At 39.3% G+C, this 16,608-nt stretch carries 15 protein-coding genes; 7 read left to right on the forward strand and 8 right to left on the reverse strand.

The annotated features are described in order from the left end of the window. Positions 1–31 precede the first annotated feature (31 nt). A complete protein-coding gene (locus GARC_RS05685) occupies positions 32–928 on the forward strand; it encodes an O-acetylserine/cysteine exporter (protein ID WP_007617697.1) in 897 nt (298 codons plus the stop codon). Positions 929–1,107: 179 nt separating this feature from the next. Next, positions 1,108–1,671 carry a DUF6624 domain-containing protein gene (locus GARC_RS05690; protein WP_007617699.1) on the forward strand — a complete coding sequence of 188 codons (564 nt, stop codon included), beginning with the start codon at positions 1,108–1,110 and terminating at the stop codon, positions 1,669–1,671. Positions 1,672–1,737: 66 nt separating this feature from the next. Here GARC_RS05690 and GARC_RS05695 read toward each other — a convergent pair whose 3' ends face one another. Both GARC_RS05695 and GARC_RS05700 read right to left on the reverse strand, forming a co-directional pair. Beyond that, positions 1,738–2,025: a type II toxin-antitoxin system RelE/ParE family toxin gene (locus GARC_RS05695; RefSeq protein WP_007617701.1), complete on the reverse strand. Its 288-nt coding sequence runs from the start codon at positions 2,023–2,025 to the stop codon at positions 1,738–1,740. Positions 2,026–2,027: 2 nt separating this feature from the next. Continuing rightward, on the reverse strand, positions 2,028–2,276 hold the full coding sequence (locus GARC_RS05700) for a type II toxin-antitoxin system Phd/YefM family antitoxin (protein WP_007617703.1): 249 nt from the start codon (positions 2,274–2,276) through the stop codon (positions 2,028–2,030). Positions 2,277–2,434: 158 nt separating this feature from the next. On the opposite strand from GARC_RS05700, the gene GARC_RS05705 reads away from it, so the two are divergent. Further along, positions 2,435–3,274, forward strand: coding sequence for a phytanoyl-CoA dioxygenase family protein (locus GARC_RS05705; RefSeq protein ID WP_007617705.1), 840 nt, complete (start codon positions 2,435–2,437; stop codon positions 3,272–3,274). An 86-nt stretch (positions 3,275–3,360) separates the two neighbouring features. Here the strand turns inward: GARC_RS05705 and GARC_RS05710 are convergent, their stop codons facing one another. Next, the gene (locus GARC_RS05710) at positions 3,361–3,861 is read right to left on the reverse strand and encodes a TlpA family protein disulfide reductase (RefSeq protein ID WP_039988861.1); all 501 of its coding nucleotides are present in this window, start codon (positions 3,859–3,861) and stop codon (positions 3,361–3,363) included. Between the two features lie 160 nt (positions 3,862–4,021). Between GARC_RS05710 and GARC_RS05715 the strand changes: the two genes are divergently transcribed. Further along, positions 4,022–4,873, forward strand: coding sequence for a LytR/AlgR family response regulator transcription factor (locus GARC_RS05715; protein WP_007617709.1), 852 nt, complete (start codon positions 4,022–4,024; stop codon positions 4,871–4,873). Positions 4,874–4,931: 58 nt separating this feature from the next. On the opposite strand, the gene GARC_RS05720 is transcribed toward GARC_RS05715, so the two are convergent. Continuing rightward, positions 4,932–6,878, reverse strand: a complete 1,947-nt coding sequence (locus tag GARC_RS05720; protein WP_007617717.1) for a putative bifunctional diguanylate cyclase/phosphodiesterase — start codon at positions 6,876–6,878, stop codon at positions 4,932–4,934. A 371-nt stretch (positions 6,879–7,249) separates the two neighbouring features. Between GARC_RS05720 and GARC_RS05725 the strand changes: the two genes are divergently transcribed. Both GARC_RS05725 and GARC_RS05730 read left to right on the forward strand, forming a co-directional pair. Continuing rightward, the gene (locus GARC_RS05725) at positions 7,250–8,983 is read left to right on the forward strand and encodes a GNAT family N-acyltransferase (RefSeq protein ID WP_039988862.1); all 1,734 of its coding nucleotides are present in this window, start codon (positions 7,250–7,252) and stop codon (positions 8,981–8,983) included. Between the two features lie 136 nt (positions 8,984–9,119). Then, positions 9,120–10,091, forward strand: coding sequence for a D-2-hydroxyacid dehydrogenase (locus GARC_RS05730; protein ID WP_007617729.1), 972 nt, complete (start codon positions 9,120–9,122; stop codon positions 10,089–10,091). A gap of 57 nt (positions 10,092–10,148) precedes the next feature. Here the strand turns inward: GARC_RS05730 and GARC_RS05735 are convergent, their stop codons facing one another. The 3 genes from GARC_RS05735 to GARC_RS05745 form a co-directional block, all read right to left on the reverse strand. Next, positions 10,149–13,352, reverse strand: coding sequence for a DEAD/DEAH box helicase (locus GARC_RS05735; protein WP_007617731.1), 3,204 nt, complete (start codon positions 13,350–13,352; stop codon positions 10,149–10,151). Between the two features lie 332 nt (positions 13,353–13,684). Then, entirely contained in the window at positions 13,685–13,888 is a 204-nt protein-coding gene (locus GARC_RS05740) for a hypothetical protein (protein WP_007617733.1), read from the reverse strand. Positions 13,889–13,896: 8 nt separating this feature from the next. Further along, the gene (locus GARC_RS05745; protein WP_007617735.1) at positions 13,897–14,319 is read right to left on the reverse strand and encodes a PH domain-containing protein; all 423 of its coding nucleotides are present in this window, start codon (positions 14,317–14,319) and stop codon (positions 13,897–13,899) included. 430 nt (positions 14,320–14,749) lie between these two features. Here GARC_RS05745 and GARC_RS05750 point away from each other — a divergent pair, with 430 nt between their 5' ends. Beyond that, positions 14,750–15,757 carry a hypothetical protein gene (locus GARC_RS05750; RefSeq protein ID WP_007617736.1) on the forward strand — a complete coding sequence of 336 codons (1,008 nt, stop codon included), beginning with the start codon at positions 14,750–14,752 and terminating at the stop codon, positions 15,755–15,757. A 131-nt stretch (positions 15,758–15,888) separates the two neighbouring features. Here the strand turns inward: GARC_RS05750 and GARC_RS05755 are convergent, their stop codons facing one another. Continuing rightward, the gene (locus GARC_RS05755; RefSeq protein WP_007617737.1) at positions 15,889–16,569 is read right to left on the reverse strand and encodes a helix-turn-helix transcriptional regulator; all 681 of its coding nucleotides are present in this window, start codon (positions 16,567–16,569) and stop codon (positions 15,889–15,891) included. Between the last annotated feature and the right edge of the window lie 39 nt (positions 16,570–16,608).

Below are 16,608 nucleotides of genomic sequence, written 5' to 3' on the forward strand. Positions count from 1 at the left end.
AGAATAAGTAGAAAGAAAAGAGGATAAATAAGTGTCGAACAAAGATATGTTAATTGCCCTAAGTATAGTGGTGTTATGGGGTGTTAACTTTGTGGTTATCGCCTGGGGCCTTGAAGGCATGCCGCCTTTATTAATGGGTGGTTTGCGGTTTTTATTGGTGGCCAGTATTGGCTCGTTATTTTTTAAACGCCCTGACATTCCTTTTGTTTGGTGGGTAGCTTATGCCATACCTATTAGTTTTTTGCAGTTTGCTTTTTTATTTAGTGCCATGAAATTTGGTATGCCCGCAGGGTTAGCCTCCTTGGCATTACAATCACAAGCCTTGTTTACCTTGTTATTTGCCTTTTTAATTTTAAAAGAAGCCATAAAAGGTTATCAGCTGTTAGCTATTATTGTCGCAATATCGGGCTTAAGTCTCATTGCGTTTAGCCACGATACCACCACTATGACAGCCATAGGTTTTGGTTTAACCATGGCTGGTGCAGCAAGTTGGGCTATGGGCAATATCTGTAACCGGACCATCAGTAACCGTGGTTATAAAGCCAACGTGAATTTAATTATTTGGAGTGCTTGGGTACCGCCTATCCCGTTTTTTATTTGTAGTTTGTGGTTTGAAGGCCCAGAGATAATCATCGACAGTTTAGTGAGTTTCAGCTGGCAGTCTATGGCATCGCTCATTTACCTTGCGGTATTTGCTACTATTTTAGGTTACGGATCGTGGAGCTATTTACTGTCTCGCTACCCTACTTCTCAAGTTGCCCCTTTGTCATTAGGTGTGCCTATTGTGGGGCTAACGTCAGCTAGCTTATTATTAAACGAGTCTGTATCAGCTATTCAATGGATGGGCGCTTTTTTGGTGCTAACAGGCTTATTAATGAATACCTTTGGTAGCCGATTCAAGCGTAAAATAGCCATTGAGGCGCAATAGACGATTTATGACATCCTAATCACCTGAATAAAAAAGTACAGTTATTACATTCAACCCACTTAAACATAGAATGAAGTGGCAAAACGTTGTGGTTTTTACGACCCTAGGTATTTTCGTCGCTTATGGCTCAGATACCACAACAGCCCACCTTCTGCATTTCGCCACGGAGTCTTTAAATAATGCGTTATATGCTTTTACTGTTATCACTAGTATCCACAATTGTTAACGCACAAACCAAACCCGAGTTGCAAAAACAACTGCTCAACATGGCCCAACAAAGCCAACAAATACAAGCAAGACAAAAAAGCAAAGCCTCTGAAGTACTAAAAAACATAGCAGCTGATATCACTCAATTACACACTCAAACTCTGAATGAAATAGTGCAACTACAAGGTTGGCCAACCAAAGAGCAAGTCACAGAAGAAGGTGTGAACGCCGCATTTGAGTTAGTTAATCATGCAAACAACTTAAGTTTTCAGCAAAATATGCTGCCTTTTATTATTCAGTCTTATATGGATAAACAAGGTATTAGTGGTGAAGCCGTGGCAATATTTACCGATAAAGTGTCCATCGCTCAAGGAAAAAGTCAGGTATTTGGTACACAAGCAGATTTCATAAGCGGTAAAGTAGTGTTTTTCCAAATACAAAATCAAGACAGCGTAGATCATCTAAGAGCCCAGATGGGTATGCCGCCTTTAGCAGAATATAAGAAAACCTTGGAGCTTTTTTACGGTGTTCAATAATAATATTGATTGCATATTTTAGGTGGTTACTGACGCTAAAGCCCCTATCTAAGGTAAAATTTTTCGCTATATTTGGTTTGGCATATCCATGCTCTGGTGTAACACTCTAACAATTTGAATGTATTTTTCTGTATGTATATAAACAACTAAGTGGCTTTTAAAAGGGGCTAATCTAACAGATGGTTGAAACTCTTGTCGCAATGGAAATTTTTCAGGGAAATGAATCAAGTAGCGTAAAAAAACATCAAGAGAATCGAGATACCGATCTGCACTCATTGCTCCCAAATTATTTTCACCATACAACCATATATCGATGAGATCTTCTTTGGCGAGCTTAGATAACTTTACGTTCAAGATTATTTCTCAAATCTGGCTCGTGCCTGCGTTTTTATAGAATCAATATCTAAAATTCCTGCGTCACCACTAGAAAGGCCATCACTTATAGCTGTTTGAAGAGCGTGTTGTTTAAGCCTTAGATACTCATTCACTGAAACTAACACCCCTTGTTCTTTGCCATTGCGCGTTATGGTAATAGGTGCCGATTGTGCGTTCATCAACAAATCACCAAAATTATTTTTTGCTTCTGTTGCTGTTATGCTTTTCATAAAAAACCTCTATTTTGGCATTTTTCATTTCAGATATTAGCTAAATCAGCTAACTTAGACAATTAGTAAAACATATACGGTCAAATCTAATGGCAATGATAGGCTAGTATAGACAGACTAAAACCATCTTTTATAAGTTACAGTTGGAGGCTTTTATTATGAAAATTGAAGGTGCGATTAAAGACTATACAGGCAAAGATCTTGCGAGAACATTCAAACAGTTACAACCATCACCAGAACGCAAATCTGCACTAATCAACCAAGACTTTACAACTTTAATGACTGAAGGTTATGTGATTATTGAAAATCTGCTTACGCCTAGTCAATGCGATCAAATAAAAAGAGAATGTATTCCTTTATTAAACCACACCGGCAGAAATAATTTTGAGGGTGAAAAAACCCAAAGATTATATAACGTTTTAGGGAAGACCAGATGTACTGATGGTCTGGCTGACCATCCTAGGATACTAGGGTTAATGGATTTGTTGTTTAGGCCAAACTTTCTGCTGAGTCAAAGTCAGGTGATCAATATATTACCCGGCGAAAGCAAACAGGCATTTCATTACGATGACTCCTTTTATCAAATCCCTAGACCTAGGCCAGCCTTAGGCGCTGCCAGTATTTGGGCTATCGATGATTTTACTGAAGAAAATGGCGCAACAGTTGTTGTTCCTAAAAGCCAAGAATGGGATGGACAACGCTCTCCAACCACTGAAAAAACCATAAAAGCAGTGATGCCCGCAGGCTCGGCTATATTTTTCCTTGGCACAACTTGGCATGGTGGTGGTGAAAACCTATCGACTTCATCCAGACTGGCTGTTACCCATCAATACTGCGAAGCATTTCTGCGGCAGCAAGAAAACTACTTGTTAGAGTTAGACAAAGATATTCTACGTTCCTTGTCACCAGAATTACGTTCTCTAGTGGGTTATTCAATTTATCCGCCATTTATGGGCATGGTGGATGGCAAACATCCACTTCGCCTTCTCGATGAATAGCTAAGGTCGATGTATTATGGCAATCCCAATAATTGTTTACGCTGGAAGCTCAAATTATAATCCTAAGAAAAACTACCAGAGTATGACTATTGATTGACTATATATTTTACTATTTTCTCTAAACGGGGATCATCAGGATCTGAAATACTGGTACTAGCAACAATATGCCCTGTTTTGTCAATAAACACAGTAGTGGGAGTCCCTTTCACGTTAAATAACTCCCTGCCTACAGCATCACCATTTATTAGGGTTTTAAAACTCATGCCTCTACTATCTAATTCTTTTTGAGGTGTGGCACCGTCGTCTTCTCTGATACTTATGGCAATCATTTGCAGTCCCTCAGCTTGATATTTTTTATAGAGTGTATCTAAGCCAGGTTGAAGTTTTTTACAGTATGGACACCAAGTCGCCCAAAAATGAATCACTAGTGGCTTTCCAAGAAAGTCGGATGACTTAACTAATTGCCCCGCTTCATTGTATAGTTGCCATTCTGGCATTTTCGATAACTCTGTAGTTTTAACCTGCTCTTGGGCAAAACAAAAAGAAGTAAACAAGATAACCGTAAGAAAAGTAAAAATTCGTAACATAGCAATAATTTATTTTATGGAGTTTACAAACTAGAAAGCGTAAATAAACAATATCTTTCAGTAGAAAAACAACTTCTTTATGGGTATTGGTCTTAAATAACTACTCATCAATCAATAACATTAATGTGAGGACAACTGTGGATAGTGGGAAGAATAACAAATGACATGGTTTGAGCGTTTCGAGCAACATAAAAGTCGCTATCTATATTTATTAATGGGCGCGTATTTTTTCATCAACAGTACAATCAATGCCACCTCAGACTGGATGGAAGAAACCCGGGATGGTGTGGCAGATTTCCATATCATAGAACCCTTTCTGTGGGAGTATTCCAGTGCCATAAGTATTTTATTGCTGTTACCTTTATTAGCCATATTCTGGCAAGGCAACCCACTTCAACTCACGCAAATCAAAAGCCAACTAGGTAAACACTTAGTCGCGTCACTGGTGTTTTCAATTTTACATGTGAGCATAATGGTCTTGATTAGAGAAATCGCTTACTGGTCTGCGGGAGGAAATTACGACTTTGGGCCAATCTTGCGAGAGTTCATTTACGAATACCGCAAGGATGTTTGGAGTTATGCGTTTTTTTTACTCTTTTATCAGTTATATCAATTTGTCTACAGCCGCCTAAAAGGTGAAGCGAATCTAATAGACGCAGAGCCAGAGCAACAAAGTCCAACTCACGTACCTGAGCATCTACTTGTTAAAAAACTCGACAGAGAATTTTTGGTTAAAGTCGACGATATTCAATGGATGGAATCAGCAGGTAATTACGTTAATCTACATAGCGGTGGTCGTATCTACCCACTGCGATCTACCCTAGCCGACTTAAGCAAACGACTCGCCGAAAAAGGCTTCTGTCGCACCCACCGCTCATACGCTGTTAACTTTTCGGCCATAGATCATATTAGTTATCAACCAAGTGGTGACGGCGAAATTTGTTTGAAAAATGGCACTGTGGTGGCCTTGTCTAGGCGCTATAAGGATGAGTTTAAAAAATGCTTAGAATAGTGATAGGGAATGCTAAGTAAATAGTTTTCGAGTATTTTCGAGATCCACAAGTCTAAAATTAAGCTTTTGGATAACAGAACGTTTCGGTGAAGTAATAGGCCAGAGGTTGCGGCCTACCAAGTAGGTAACCTTGTTGCAGGTTATAACCAAGACTTGCCAACAATTGCGATTGATGGTTGGTTTCAATTCCTTCAATCAGGCTCTGCATATTGAGTGAATTTACCAAGGTATGAATACATTCGAGGGTAACTGTATTGTTATCTGCTTGATCTAAAAAGCTTCTATCTACTTTGACGACTGAAGCAGGTATTGCATGTAAATAAGCCAGTGATGAATATCCGGTACCAAAATCATCAATGTTCAGTTTTATGCCGTTTGAGGTGATTTGTTGAGTAGGGTTTTGTTCTTTGTCTATATCGGATAACAACACACTTTCTGTCAATTCAATGGTTAAATCTACCGGTTGTAAACCGTGCACATCTAACATAGCGATGATTGTCTCTAGTAGTTTGGGTTGGGCCATATGCAGCCCTGACATATTGACTGCTATAGTGGCGCTTTTTTCGGTAACACTTCTGAGTTTAGCAAGGTCGCTGAGCGCTTGATTTAACACCCAATTTTCAATCTCGTGAATTAAGCCTGTTTGTTCTGCAACAAGAATAGTTTCTTGCGGTGACACTTGGCCTAGTTCAGCATTGGTCCAGCGTAATAACGCTTCAAAGGAGTAAATGCTGCCAGTTTCGATATTATAAATTGGCTGATAGAACAATTCTAATTCGTTATTTTGTATCGCAGACGACAATTTATAAGCAATGCTACTGGCACGTTTATGCACATTTTCCATTCCACTGATGTAATTAACCCACCTCTTTTTACCTAATTTTTTGGCTTGATACATTGCTGCATCGGCGCAGGTAATAAGATGTTCTATCTCATCACCGTCTTCAGGGAAACAAGAAATTCCAATACTAGCGGATAGAGATAGAGAACTGCCTTTAACATTTTCATAAGGCTCTGATATTTGTTTAATCAATTGCTCAGATAAAACATTTATTTGGCCTTTAATATCATCGTTATGGATCGCAAATACAAACTCATCACCGCCGAATCGGCACAATTGCCCTGACGAGTATTGATGTTGACGTAAACGATTAGCGACTTCTTTTAAGATCAAATCGCCTTTACCATGACCTAATGAGTCATTCACCATTTTAAAGCCATCTAAATCAATATACAGCAGCGTGAAAGGTGTGTTGTTATCAATACTCTGCGTTAACGCATGAGCAAGGCCTCTTCGGTTTAACAGGGCAGTAAGGGGGTCAGTCCATGCTTGTTCGCGTAACGTTTGTTCTATGCTTTTTCTTTCATGAATATTATATTGATGCAGAAGTATTGTGGCTTCCCCCTGTTCATTAATAGACTTGGTAGCAAATAGCCTATACCAGGTTTCTCCGACTTTAGTGCGCATCAACACATCTTGCTCAAAACGTAGTTCTTTAACCATGGATTGATATAAGTTGGTTAACACATCAGGATTACAAAATAATTGTTTAAGGTGTTTAACTTGATGACCAAATTCAGGAATAAAAGGAGGGTTACCACTTAGAAAATCACCATTTTCACGGTAAATCGATATTAAAGCTGTTGAACCTAATTGCAAATCTGAGTGTAAAACGTTGGTCGGTATCGCTTCGACTAGCATAGCCATGCTGTTGTTTTCTAATAGATACCCAGAAAATTGACAAAACGCTTGAGCAACTCGACCTTTGGGTGAAAACTGCCAGCTTTCTTGTATCACTTCATTGTTTTGAAAAGCCTGTTGAAATTGAAGCATGGTTTCTTTTACGGCTGCAGATAAGTCTGATTTAAAATCTCTGGTTAATAGCTCCTCTAAAGAGGGACTATCCCACAATTTCAGTGCTGCTTGATTGGCCCAAATCATACATAACTGATCAATATCAAATATCCACACTGCAGTATGTAATCTGTCTAACGCAATTTTCATATAAAAATAGTTCCAAGTTAAAATGAAATATAAGAGGCCACCCCATACAAACTAATCATATAACTTTGATTATACAACGAAAAACTAAGAATAATGGATACTATTCCAATGGCGGCTAATCAATAATCAGATGCACTTCAAACCAACTAACATCAGTTTTCACAAATACATTTAACGAGTCGGTCAATAACCGTTCTAATTGAATTAGTTTATCTGTCAAAAGCCAATACGTCGCTAAAGAAAATAAAATATCATTGCTGAGCATTAGATAACACTAAGCGCTGTCATCAAACCGCCACTTTAGTAGCACTAAAGTGTCACACTTAATGATTACCCTTAGCTCAGCCAAATCCTGAGCTGTAGGTAAATCTATGTTCACTGTGTCCGAAGTCCTTGAAAAACACTATCCCAAGGCGGTTAATAAGCCACTTTTATCGAAAACACTAAGTTTCGTGCTTAGGCATCTCTTACACGAACGAGAGATGCAAGAGTTTGCTAAAGAGTATCCCCATTACCAAGGTATAGACTTTGCTGAACAAGTACTGGAGTACTTTAATATCAGCTACTCTGCGCGAGATGTCGAAAAAGAGCGACTGCCCAACCAAGGCAAATTGGTAATTATTGCCAACCATCCGATCGGCTCACTCGACGCTTTGGCTTTAATCAAATTAGTCAGCGAAGTCAGGCAAGATATTAAAGTGATTGGCAACGACATGTTAATGGCACTCAAGCCGATGCATTCGATATTATTGCCGGTTAACAACATACAAGGCGGTACCGCAAAACAGCACATTCAAAATATCCAGGCACACCTTCAAGCCGAGGGTGTGGTGATAGTATTCCCAGCCGGCGAAGTATCGCGCCTACGGCCACAAGGCATTAGAGACACCCGCTGGCAAAGTGGTTTTTTACGCATTGCAAAACAAGCTAAGTCACCTATTTTACCAGTCTTTATAGACGCCAAAAATTCTCCACTGTTTTATGGGGTATCGATGCTCTACAAACCCTTAGCCAGTATGTTGCTGGTAAAAGAAATGTTTAACCACAAACGCCACCATTTACCTATGCGCATCGGCGAACTTATTCCCTTCGAGTCATACAGCAACAACAAAATCACCCGCAATCAACATGTGGCACTATTTAAAAAACACCTCTATAAAATAGGTCATAACAAACCCGGAATATTCGATACCCAAAAAGCCATAGCTCCAGCAGAAAACCGCGCAGAATTACAACACGCCTTAAAAACGCAATGTGAAGATTTAGGTGATACCAGCGACGGCAAGGTGATGTATCTATATCAACATCAAGGCAGTTCACCCATACTCAGGGAAATTGGTCGTTTAAGAGAATTAGCTTTTAGGGCCGTGGGTGAAGGCACTAACAAACGCCGTGATATCGACCGCTACGATGCATTTTATTACCACCTAGTTTTGTGGGATAAAGAAGACTTAGAAATTGCAGGAGCCTATCGTTTTGGTGATGCCAAAACGATCATCGAAAATCAATCAGTTAATGGCCTATATTCAGCAAGTTTATTTAATTACGGCCCTGCAATGGCTCCATATTTTGCACAAGGTTTAGAGCTAGGCAGAAGTTTTGTGCAGCCTAAGTACTGGGGGAAACGAAGCCTAGACTACTTATGGTTTGGCATTGGGGCTTTTCTGCATCGCCATCCTAGGTTTCGTTACCTATTTGGCCCAGTCAGCTTAAGCGACCACTACCCTAAAGCGGCCAAAGATTTATTGGTCCAGTTTTACACTTTATATTTTGGCCGCTCAGACGGCATTGCCAACTCTAAATTGCCTTATCTATTACCTAAAGATTATTCACATTGTTTTAGCGGTGAAAACTACAAAGCAGACTTCAACCAACTCAAACATCAGTTGGCGAATATGGCCATGGCCGTGCCTACCCTTTTTAAACAATATACTGAAACCTACCAAGAAGGTGGTGTACATTTTATCGACTTTAATATCGATCCAGACTTTAACCACTGCGTAGATGGCTTAGTGTTAGCAGATTTAGATACTTTAAAACCTAAAAAGCGCGCCAGATATATGCCGAGTCCAAAAATCAGTGAAACGCCAGCAAAGACAGCCTGACGTAGAAGAGTGTTTATTTAGTTATTAACAAGTTTGGTAAAAAATGGAAAATTTCACTTATTTCAATCATCTTCTTGAGCTTACAAAAATATACTCGTAAGCTCGAGCTCTCTTTGAGCTAGTAACAAGTAGCGCTATGCACGCAGTATTTTTAGATCAACAGACTTTCAGTTCAAACATTTCCCTGAGCGCCATTGAACAGCAGCTAGGTTCGTTAACTTGTTTCCCTACCACATTAACCGAACAAATCATCGAACGTTGCCAACATGCCGATATCGTCATAACCAATAAAGTACTACTAAACGCGCAAACCTTAAATCAATTACCCAAGCTTAAATTAATCTGTATTGCCGCTACAGGCACTAACAATGTTGACCTACACGCAGCCCTAGAATTAGGCATTGCAGTCAATAACGTCAGTGGCTATTCAACCGCTTCTTTAAGTCAATATGTGTTCGCGCAAATGCTTGAATACTTCAATCAAACCAGTCATCATAATCACAACACCAGCCAAGGTTTATGGCAACAAAGTCCCACCTTTTGCCATCATGGAAATGGTGTGAGTGAACTGAATGGAAAAACATTAGGCATTATTGGCAATGGTGATTTAGGTCAAGCCGTAGCAAAACTGGGGCTAGCTTTTGGTATGCAAATACTTATTGCAGAAAGGCCTAATGCAACCACTATTCGAACGGGTAGACACAGTTTTGAACAGGTATTAGCCCAAGCGGATGTACTCAGTTTACATTGTCCACAAACACCTGAAACAGAAAACCTAATCAACACCAATACTTTAAGTCAAATGAAACCAAGTGCTATGTTAATCAACACGGCTCGTGGAGCTTTAGTCAATAGTGATGACTTACTTGTTGCATTAAAAACTAAACAAATCGCCTATGCCGTATTAGATGTTTTAGAACAAGAACCGCCACCAGCAGATCATGTTTTATTAGCTGCTATTGCAGATAAACAATCAGGCGCGCAGCTAAACAACTTAAAGATCACCGCCCATATTGCCTGGGCCAGTATTGAATCGCAGCAACGATTACTCGATTTAATCGCAGAGAATATTGCCGCGTATAAAGCCGCGGCAAACGAAATAGGATGAAGGTTTAAGGGATACTCACTCTGAATTTTTAATGCAAAAACCCATTATTGTTTTTTCTTAAGCTAAAGGCGCTAATAATGTATCCAAAATATCATCCGTTAGACTTAAGTTACCTTGGCTGACTTCCTCTGATAATAGTGCACTTGCCAGCTCGGCTTTTCTCTCTTGGATCTGTAGAATTTTTTCTTCAATAGAGTTTTCAATAATCAATTTATACACAAACACTGGTTTGTCTTGACCTATACGGTAAGCTCGGTCAGTCGCTTGATTTTCTACTGCAGGATTCCACCAAGGATCAAAATGGATCACAGTATCGGCGGCCGTTAAATTCAAACCTACTCCGCCGGCTTTTAAGCTAATTAAAAATACCGGTACTTTACCCGATTGGAAGGTCTCAACCAGTTCTTGACGATTTCGACTACTACCAGTGAGTTTAACGTAAGCTATTTTACTCGCGATTAACTCTTTTTCTATCAAGGCTAACATGCTGGTGAACTGTGAAAAAATTAACACCTTTCTGCCTTCCTCAACCATCTCCGGTAGGGTTTCCATCAAAAACTCTAACTTAGCTGATTGATGAACAGATTTAGCGCTAGGCAAAGAAAGTAACTGAGGATGGTTGCAAACTTGGCGCAATTTTAATAACGCATCAAGAATTTCAATTTGGCTGCGCTGCAGACCTTTTGCAGCAATAATTTCTTTTAAACGAGAATCCATAGTTAAACGTACAGATTCATATAGTTCAGCTTGTTTACCTTCAATTTTTAGGGATTGTATAATGATGGTTTTTTCTGGTAACTCTTTAGCTATGAGTTCTTTACTACGGCGTAATATAAAGGGTTTGATACGTTGATTGAGAATGAGCTTACGCTCATGATCATTGTGTTTTTCGATAGGGGTTTTAAACAACTTAGTAAACTGTTGATAACCGGATAAAAATCCTGGCAATAAAAAGTTAAATTGCGCCCAAAATTCACCAAGATGATTTTCCATAGGTGTACCTGTCAAACACAGCTTATGCTCAGACTTGAGTGTCAACATCGCTTGATAAAGCTTGGTTTTAGGATTTTTGATATAGTGAGCTTCGTCTAAAATTAAATAATAAAAAACTTGCTGTTGATGTACCTCAATGTCTTTTAACACTAGCGGATAGCTGGTGATCACTATGTCATATTGATCTAATTTCTCAAAATGCTCTTGCCGTTTGGCCCCATTTATCACTATATAAGATAAGTTAGGGGTAAACTTTTCTATTTCTTTGGCCCAATTAAATAACACACTGGTTGGCGCAATAATTAAACTCGGTCCACTCAGCCGCCCCTGCTCTTTCTCAAGTAACAAATGACTGAGCGCTTGGATAGTTTTACCTAAGCCCATATCGTCGGCCAAAATACCATTTAGCTCATATTCTCGTAAAAACTGTAGCCAATTAAGTCCTTGATGCTGATATTCACGTAATTCAGCCAATAACAACTTGGGAATAGGTGCAGTCTGAATTGCATCAAAATTTCGTAGTTTTTCGGCCAGATGACGTAATCTATTTGCCCCCTTAGTGACAATACCTTGATTATCTAATTCACTGAGGGTTTGATGACTTTGAAAGCGTGACAAACGCATAGTGCCATCGTCTTGCAAAGCGCCAGGCATAAACAATTCGACAAACTGTTTAAGTAAAGGCCGAATGCTCTGATAAGACAGCGCAATGAACTTTCCATCAGAAAGCTCAACAAATACCTTGTCGTCACCCTCGACATAAGTTTGATCATTCAACAGCATTTCTTTTGGGAGTTGCTCTAAAGCACTGAGTAAAATAGGAAAAGCCGCGACACTTTGACCATCTATGTTTAAATTCAATCCAATCGAGAAAAAATCATTCCCTTCGTTTTGTTCGACATTGGCATCAAATACACTATCGGTATCTAACTCTTGATAATGAAAACTAGCATCATGTTCAACTTGCCATCCCTGCTTTTTCAACATTGGTAGCTGATTATGTAAAAACGACAAATTAAGATGTCGTCCTTGCAACACCATCAAATAACCTCTCTCAATGTTATTCTGTGTGGAGAAAGATTGTAATTGAGGAATAAAATTCCATGATTGAAGAGACTCGATGATCATTTTTTCAAAAGAAAAATCGCGATAAATGCTTTCTTCACCCTTTTGCGATACTACTTGATGTTTATTATTTAAGGGACTGACATGTTGCCCATCATATGCAAACCACAATGAGAGTTGCGTATAATAAGCTTGATTACTATTGGGCGTGGCTAGGCGTATATGAGGCACGGGGCGGGTCAAGCTAAACTCTTTTTTAAGTTTTGGCTTGGGCAATTTCTGTGCGACTTCACCTAAAGACATATCCAGTTTACTCAACACCCAAGGCATTTTTTCTTCAGAAAAAGCGGGACTGTCTAAAAACTGACCATCAAATTCACTATTTAAATCTGTTTCAACTAAACCCAAACTATTGGTTTTGCTATTGTAGTAACTAATAGGCTGTGACTTTATCAATTTAATATCAGCATTACTTTTTTCTAGTACCAAATTTAGCTTATGCACCGTCCTATTATTCTGCCACTGCCAGCTTGCCTTTAGAGGCTCGCCAAAAGAAATCGGATGATTGAGATCTGCGTCATCTTGCCAGAAACATCGCCCAGTACTCACCAATAGCTGCAGGGCTTTATGTGTCTCAATGGCACTGGAGTAATGTTTGCTTCTGATGGCAGAGCTAATAATTTGCACATCATTATCATCTACAAAAGGCTGTTTAATCAGGTAGCTATCTAAATTTTCAAAATTCAGGGTTCGGCTCCAACTACCATTCTTTTTTAAGCTAGAACTTTTGACTTCCAGTTGTAAATAATCACTACTATTCTGCTTAAGAAAATACAACAGTGCTTTTTTTTGCTGAAAAACCAAAGGCTCTTGATCTGAAAACTTATTCAGCCATTCTTGTATTGAGCTGTTTGATGCCGAACCAACATACATATGTTCAAGGTAATGGTGAGCCAGTGCAGCCGCATGTTTACAATCAGTTTTAAGGTAACAATTACAATATGCTTTGGCTTGATTTTTACCTTCATCATATTCAAATCGGGTTAAGTAAGTCTGATGTCTATTAGTCTCACTTCTAACAGAACCTCTCAATATATGCTCATCCACAGCAGCACTGAGAACAAAGTTTAATTGATGGAGTCTTGTGCCTTTCGCCCAAGTTTGTTTGCTTAAAGAGGCTTGTAAGTTAGTTTTGTTAAACATATTTAAATCGAGTACCCGATGCTAAGTTGAATTGACTAAGTGAGGAAACGCGATACAGCATATATCAATTGTTGTAACCTACTATTTTTTAAGATGTTTTTCATGAATAGGCGCGAATCAAATCGCCTTTCAACAGGGTCAGTATTTTGAGCTTGTTGATATATTAAAACTTTAAATAACAAAAATACGTATTTTGAAACATACAGAACCTGCCTTAGTAGAGTTTGAGGGGTCTTCTCTGACTGCTGTTGCAGATATTGTCTACATCTGGCTTATCCTACAACAGGATTAAGTCGCCGAAAAAGCTCGCGACCTGCCCCAATTTATTAGCCTTACGATGGTAATGACCACCAAACCAGCAACAACCCAGCGGACAAACCTAAAATAAATAGGCCCCATAAAGTCCCCACATTGGTTTCGTCACCAAATTTATCTGAAATTTTTAATGCGCGAGCAAAAAGGGCGTATCCCGACACTGATCCAAGCATCAATAAACCACAACCTACAACAAGTACTATATATGAAAAAACAGACATAATGACACCTACTCGAAATCAACTTCACGTACATTCTTTTTAGTTCGGCAAGCCTCTACGTGGGTTCTTAATTTTTCCCGAAGTTCTTCGCCATTAGATATCGCTTTTATCACTATTGTTGGGTGTGAACGATCAGATGTTTCTAGAATGATATTACCTAAAGAGAACATACGAAGGAAAAATGGCTGTTCTAACTTGTAATCTCGAACTCTATATAGCTCCAACTCGTCGGTTTCTTTATTAAGGATCCCATGTCTAGTGCGAATTCTTTCTGTAGTTAACTCATATTTAGTATTCTTAACATCGAGCCATTTCCATAAAATGACAAATAATGGGATCACTAACCAAAAAAATAACCCCAATAAAATATAACTTCCTAAATTGACTACTTGAGACGGGGTTCCTAACCACACATTTTTTTCTTCACTCATATATATCTCCTTCCCGCCATATTAAAATTCTGGTGATGCGGGTTATCTCCAGAAGCCCAACCAAGCTTTAGAATAACTCGTTTTAGGTTTTTTTATCCACAAACGATATCTGAGTTCATATTTTGGTTCAATCCTTTAGTTAATTTGAACTAGGATTGCTTAACCTAAACTCTGGTTATAAAAATGCTGTTCGGTGTAGATTTGTTTACTGTGATGCTAGCTATTTCCGGACTCAATGTAAGGTTGTAAAGGAAGAGTCTAATGTATTGCCTTGGGCAGATCCCCTAAATTATAAACTAGGCGATGCAGATAATTGACACGTTAAATCATCGACTTGTGCATTATAGCATGCCTACTTATTAAGCTATTCCATCTTACTTGATATTACTATATTCTTTTTTCTGGGGTTAATTCATAAAAGGGAATCAAAATGTCACAGCAACTCACCATGGCTGATTTTGCCGCCATGTCCGAACTTGCAACAGCGCGTCGTATGGCAATGCAAAACATGTTCGGCGGCACAAAACTTGTTTTTGGTAGCATGGAAAAGGTCCAGACTGGTAAAAAACTCATCCAGTCGGGAAAAAAGATCAAAAAGAGCGCTGACAAAGTCAAAAACGCAAGTCATTCCGGTGGTGGATTTGCTGCGCAACAACTGCAAACAGTCGCCAAAGAATTTATCAAAACCTGCGCTGACGTTGACAACATAGAAGACATTATAACTGCGTTAACCTCTGAAGTATTAAACGAATTAATTTCTGAGATCATCCCTTTTATCAGTGTTGCAGCAAGCGCCTTAAAAACCGCCAAAGCCGCTAAGGCTGTGGCTACTGATGCCAAGTCGCTTTATCATAGTCGGGAATACAAAAGTGGATTTCGTGGAGGTGACCCTTTGGCCGCCGCAGAGGCTGTCATTACGCTAATCAAACGCAATTTGGCAAAGGATTCAATCAATCTAGCAAGGCACAGTGCCGCCACCGGAGGCAAAATAGCAGGTCTAGTGTTAGATGGTGGTACCGCAACCACAGCAGCAATAGGCATGTGTAACGCTGTTGCTGCACTAGGCATGGAGTTATTTACTCTTGGCTTGGAAATCAAAGAAATGCAAGCCGGTAATAAACGCCTGAGTAGTCCTGCTACCTTAGATTTCACTGTCTTCAACGAATGCCCTATCCTCGGATGTTATATGTTGACCTGCGCTGATACGTCAACTGTCGCGAACTTTTTCATCGCCGACATTGGTATGCCAGGCTGGATGGACAAAGTCGAAGAAATCAAGAAAAAGAAAATGGATCCGTTACTCAAACTAGCAACCAAAGATATCGAAAAATCCCGCTTGCAACTCAGCGGGCTGCAAAGTGACAAAGGCACTCATACCAAGAAAGGGTTCTTTGCCAAGAAGAAAAGTAACGCATTGAAGTATTTAAGCCTAGCGTAAGAACACTCAGTATAAGACTTGGCTGCAATGAATTGAACAAGCTAGTTATTGTCAATGGTGTAAGTTGCAACTAGGTCTGACATATTGAATAAGCAGAACCCCATCAAAATTATTAGAGCATGTGACGATAATCATCCATGCTCTATACGCATTTTTTCGATAAAATCACTAAGTTCTTCCCCCTCTATTACTGGGAAAAAACGTTGCCTAAGGCTAATTAATACGATCCTGTCAACGCGAAAATTTCGAAAGTCATTTCTGAGTTCACACCAAGTCAGCAGAGTCCAACTGCCTTTCCATAAATGGATGGCGAGTGGACGTACTTCTCGGCTGGATTGTGCTTGTTTGGCATCTTGATAATCCATTTGCAGGTATTGTCGATTTTTGGCAGCTTTTCGTAAAAGATCTAAATGTTGAAATTCATTTGATGTGGCATAAAACTTAGGCGCAAACATTAATGAGTTAAATGTTTGTAATTTCTCAGGTAATACCGCAGATACTTTTATCATTGCTTGTTTGGCTGCACTTGCAAGTTCGCTGCCCCCCCATGCTTCTACCATTCTCATGCCGACTTGGATCGCTTCAAGTTCAGACTCGTTAAACATTAACGGCGGTACATCAACTTCACGGCGTAATAAATAACCTACACCAGCTTCACCTTCAACTGGAATACCGTTGACAATAAGATCTTGAATATCGCGATAGATAGTACGAGTAGATACCTCTAGCACTTCCGCTAATAAACTCGCGGTGGTTAAACGGCGGTTTTTTAACAACTGAATAATTTGAAAAAGTCTGTCGGCGCGGCGCATTTATTTCTCATATCTCATATAAAGCTAAGCCCAGTATTG

The organism is Paraglaciecola arctica BSs20135 (genome assembly GCF_000314995.1).
GTDB classification, from domain to species: domain Bacteria; phylum Pseudomonadota; class Gammaproteobacteria; order Enterobacterales; family Alteromonadaceae; genus Paraglaciecola; species Paraglaciecola arctica.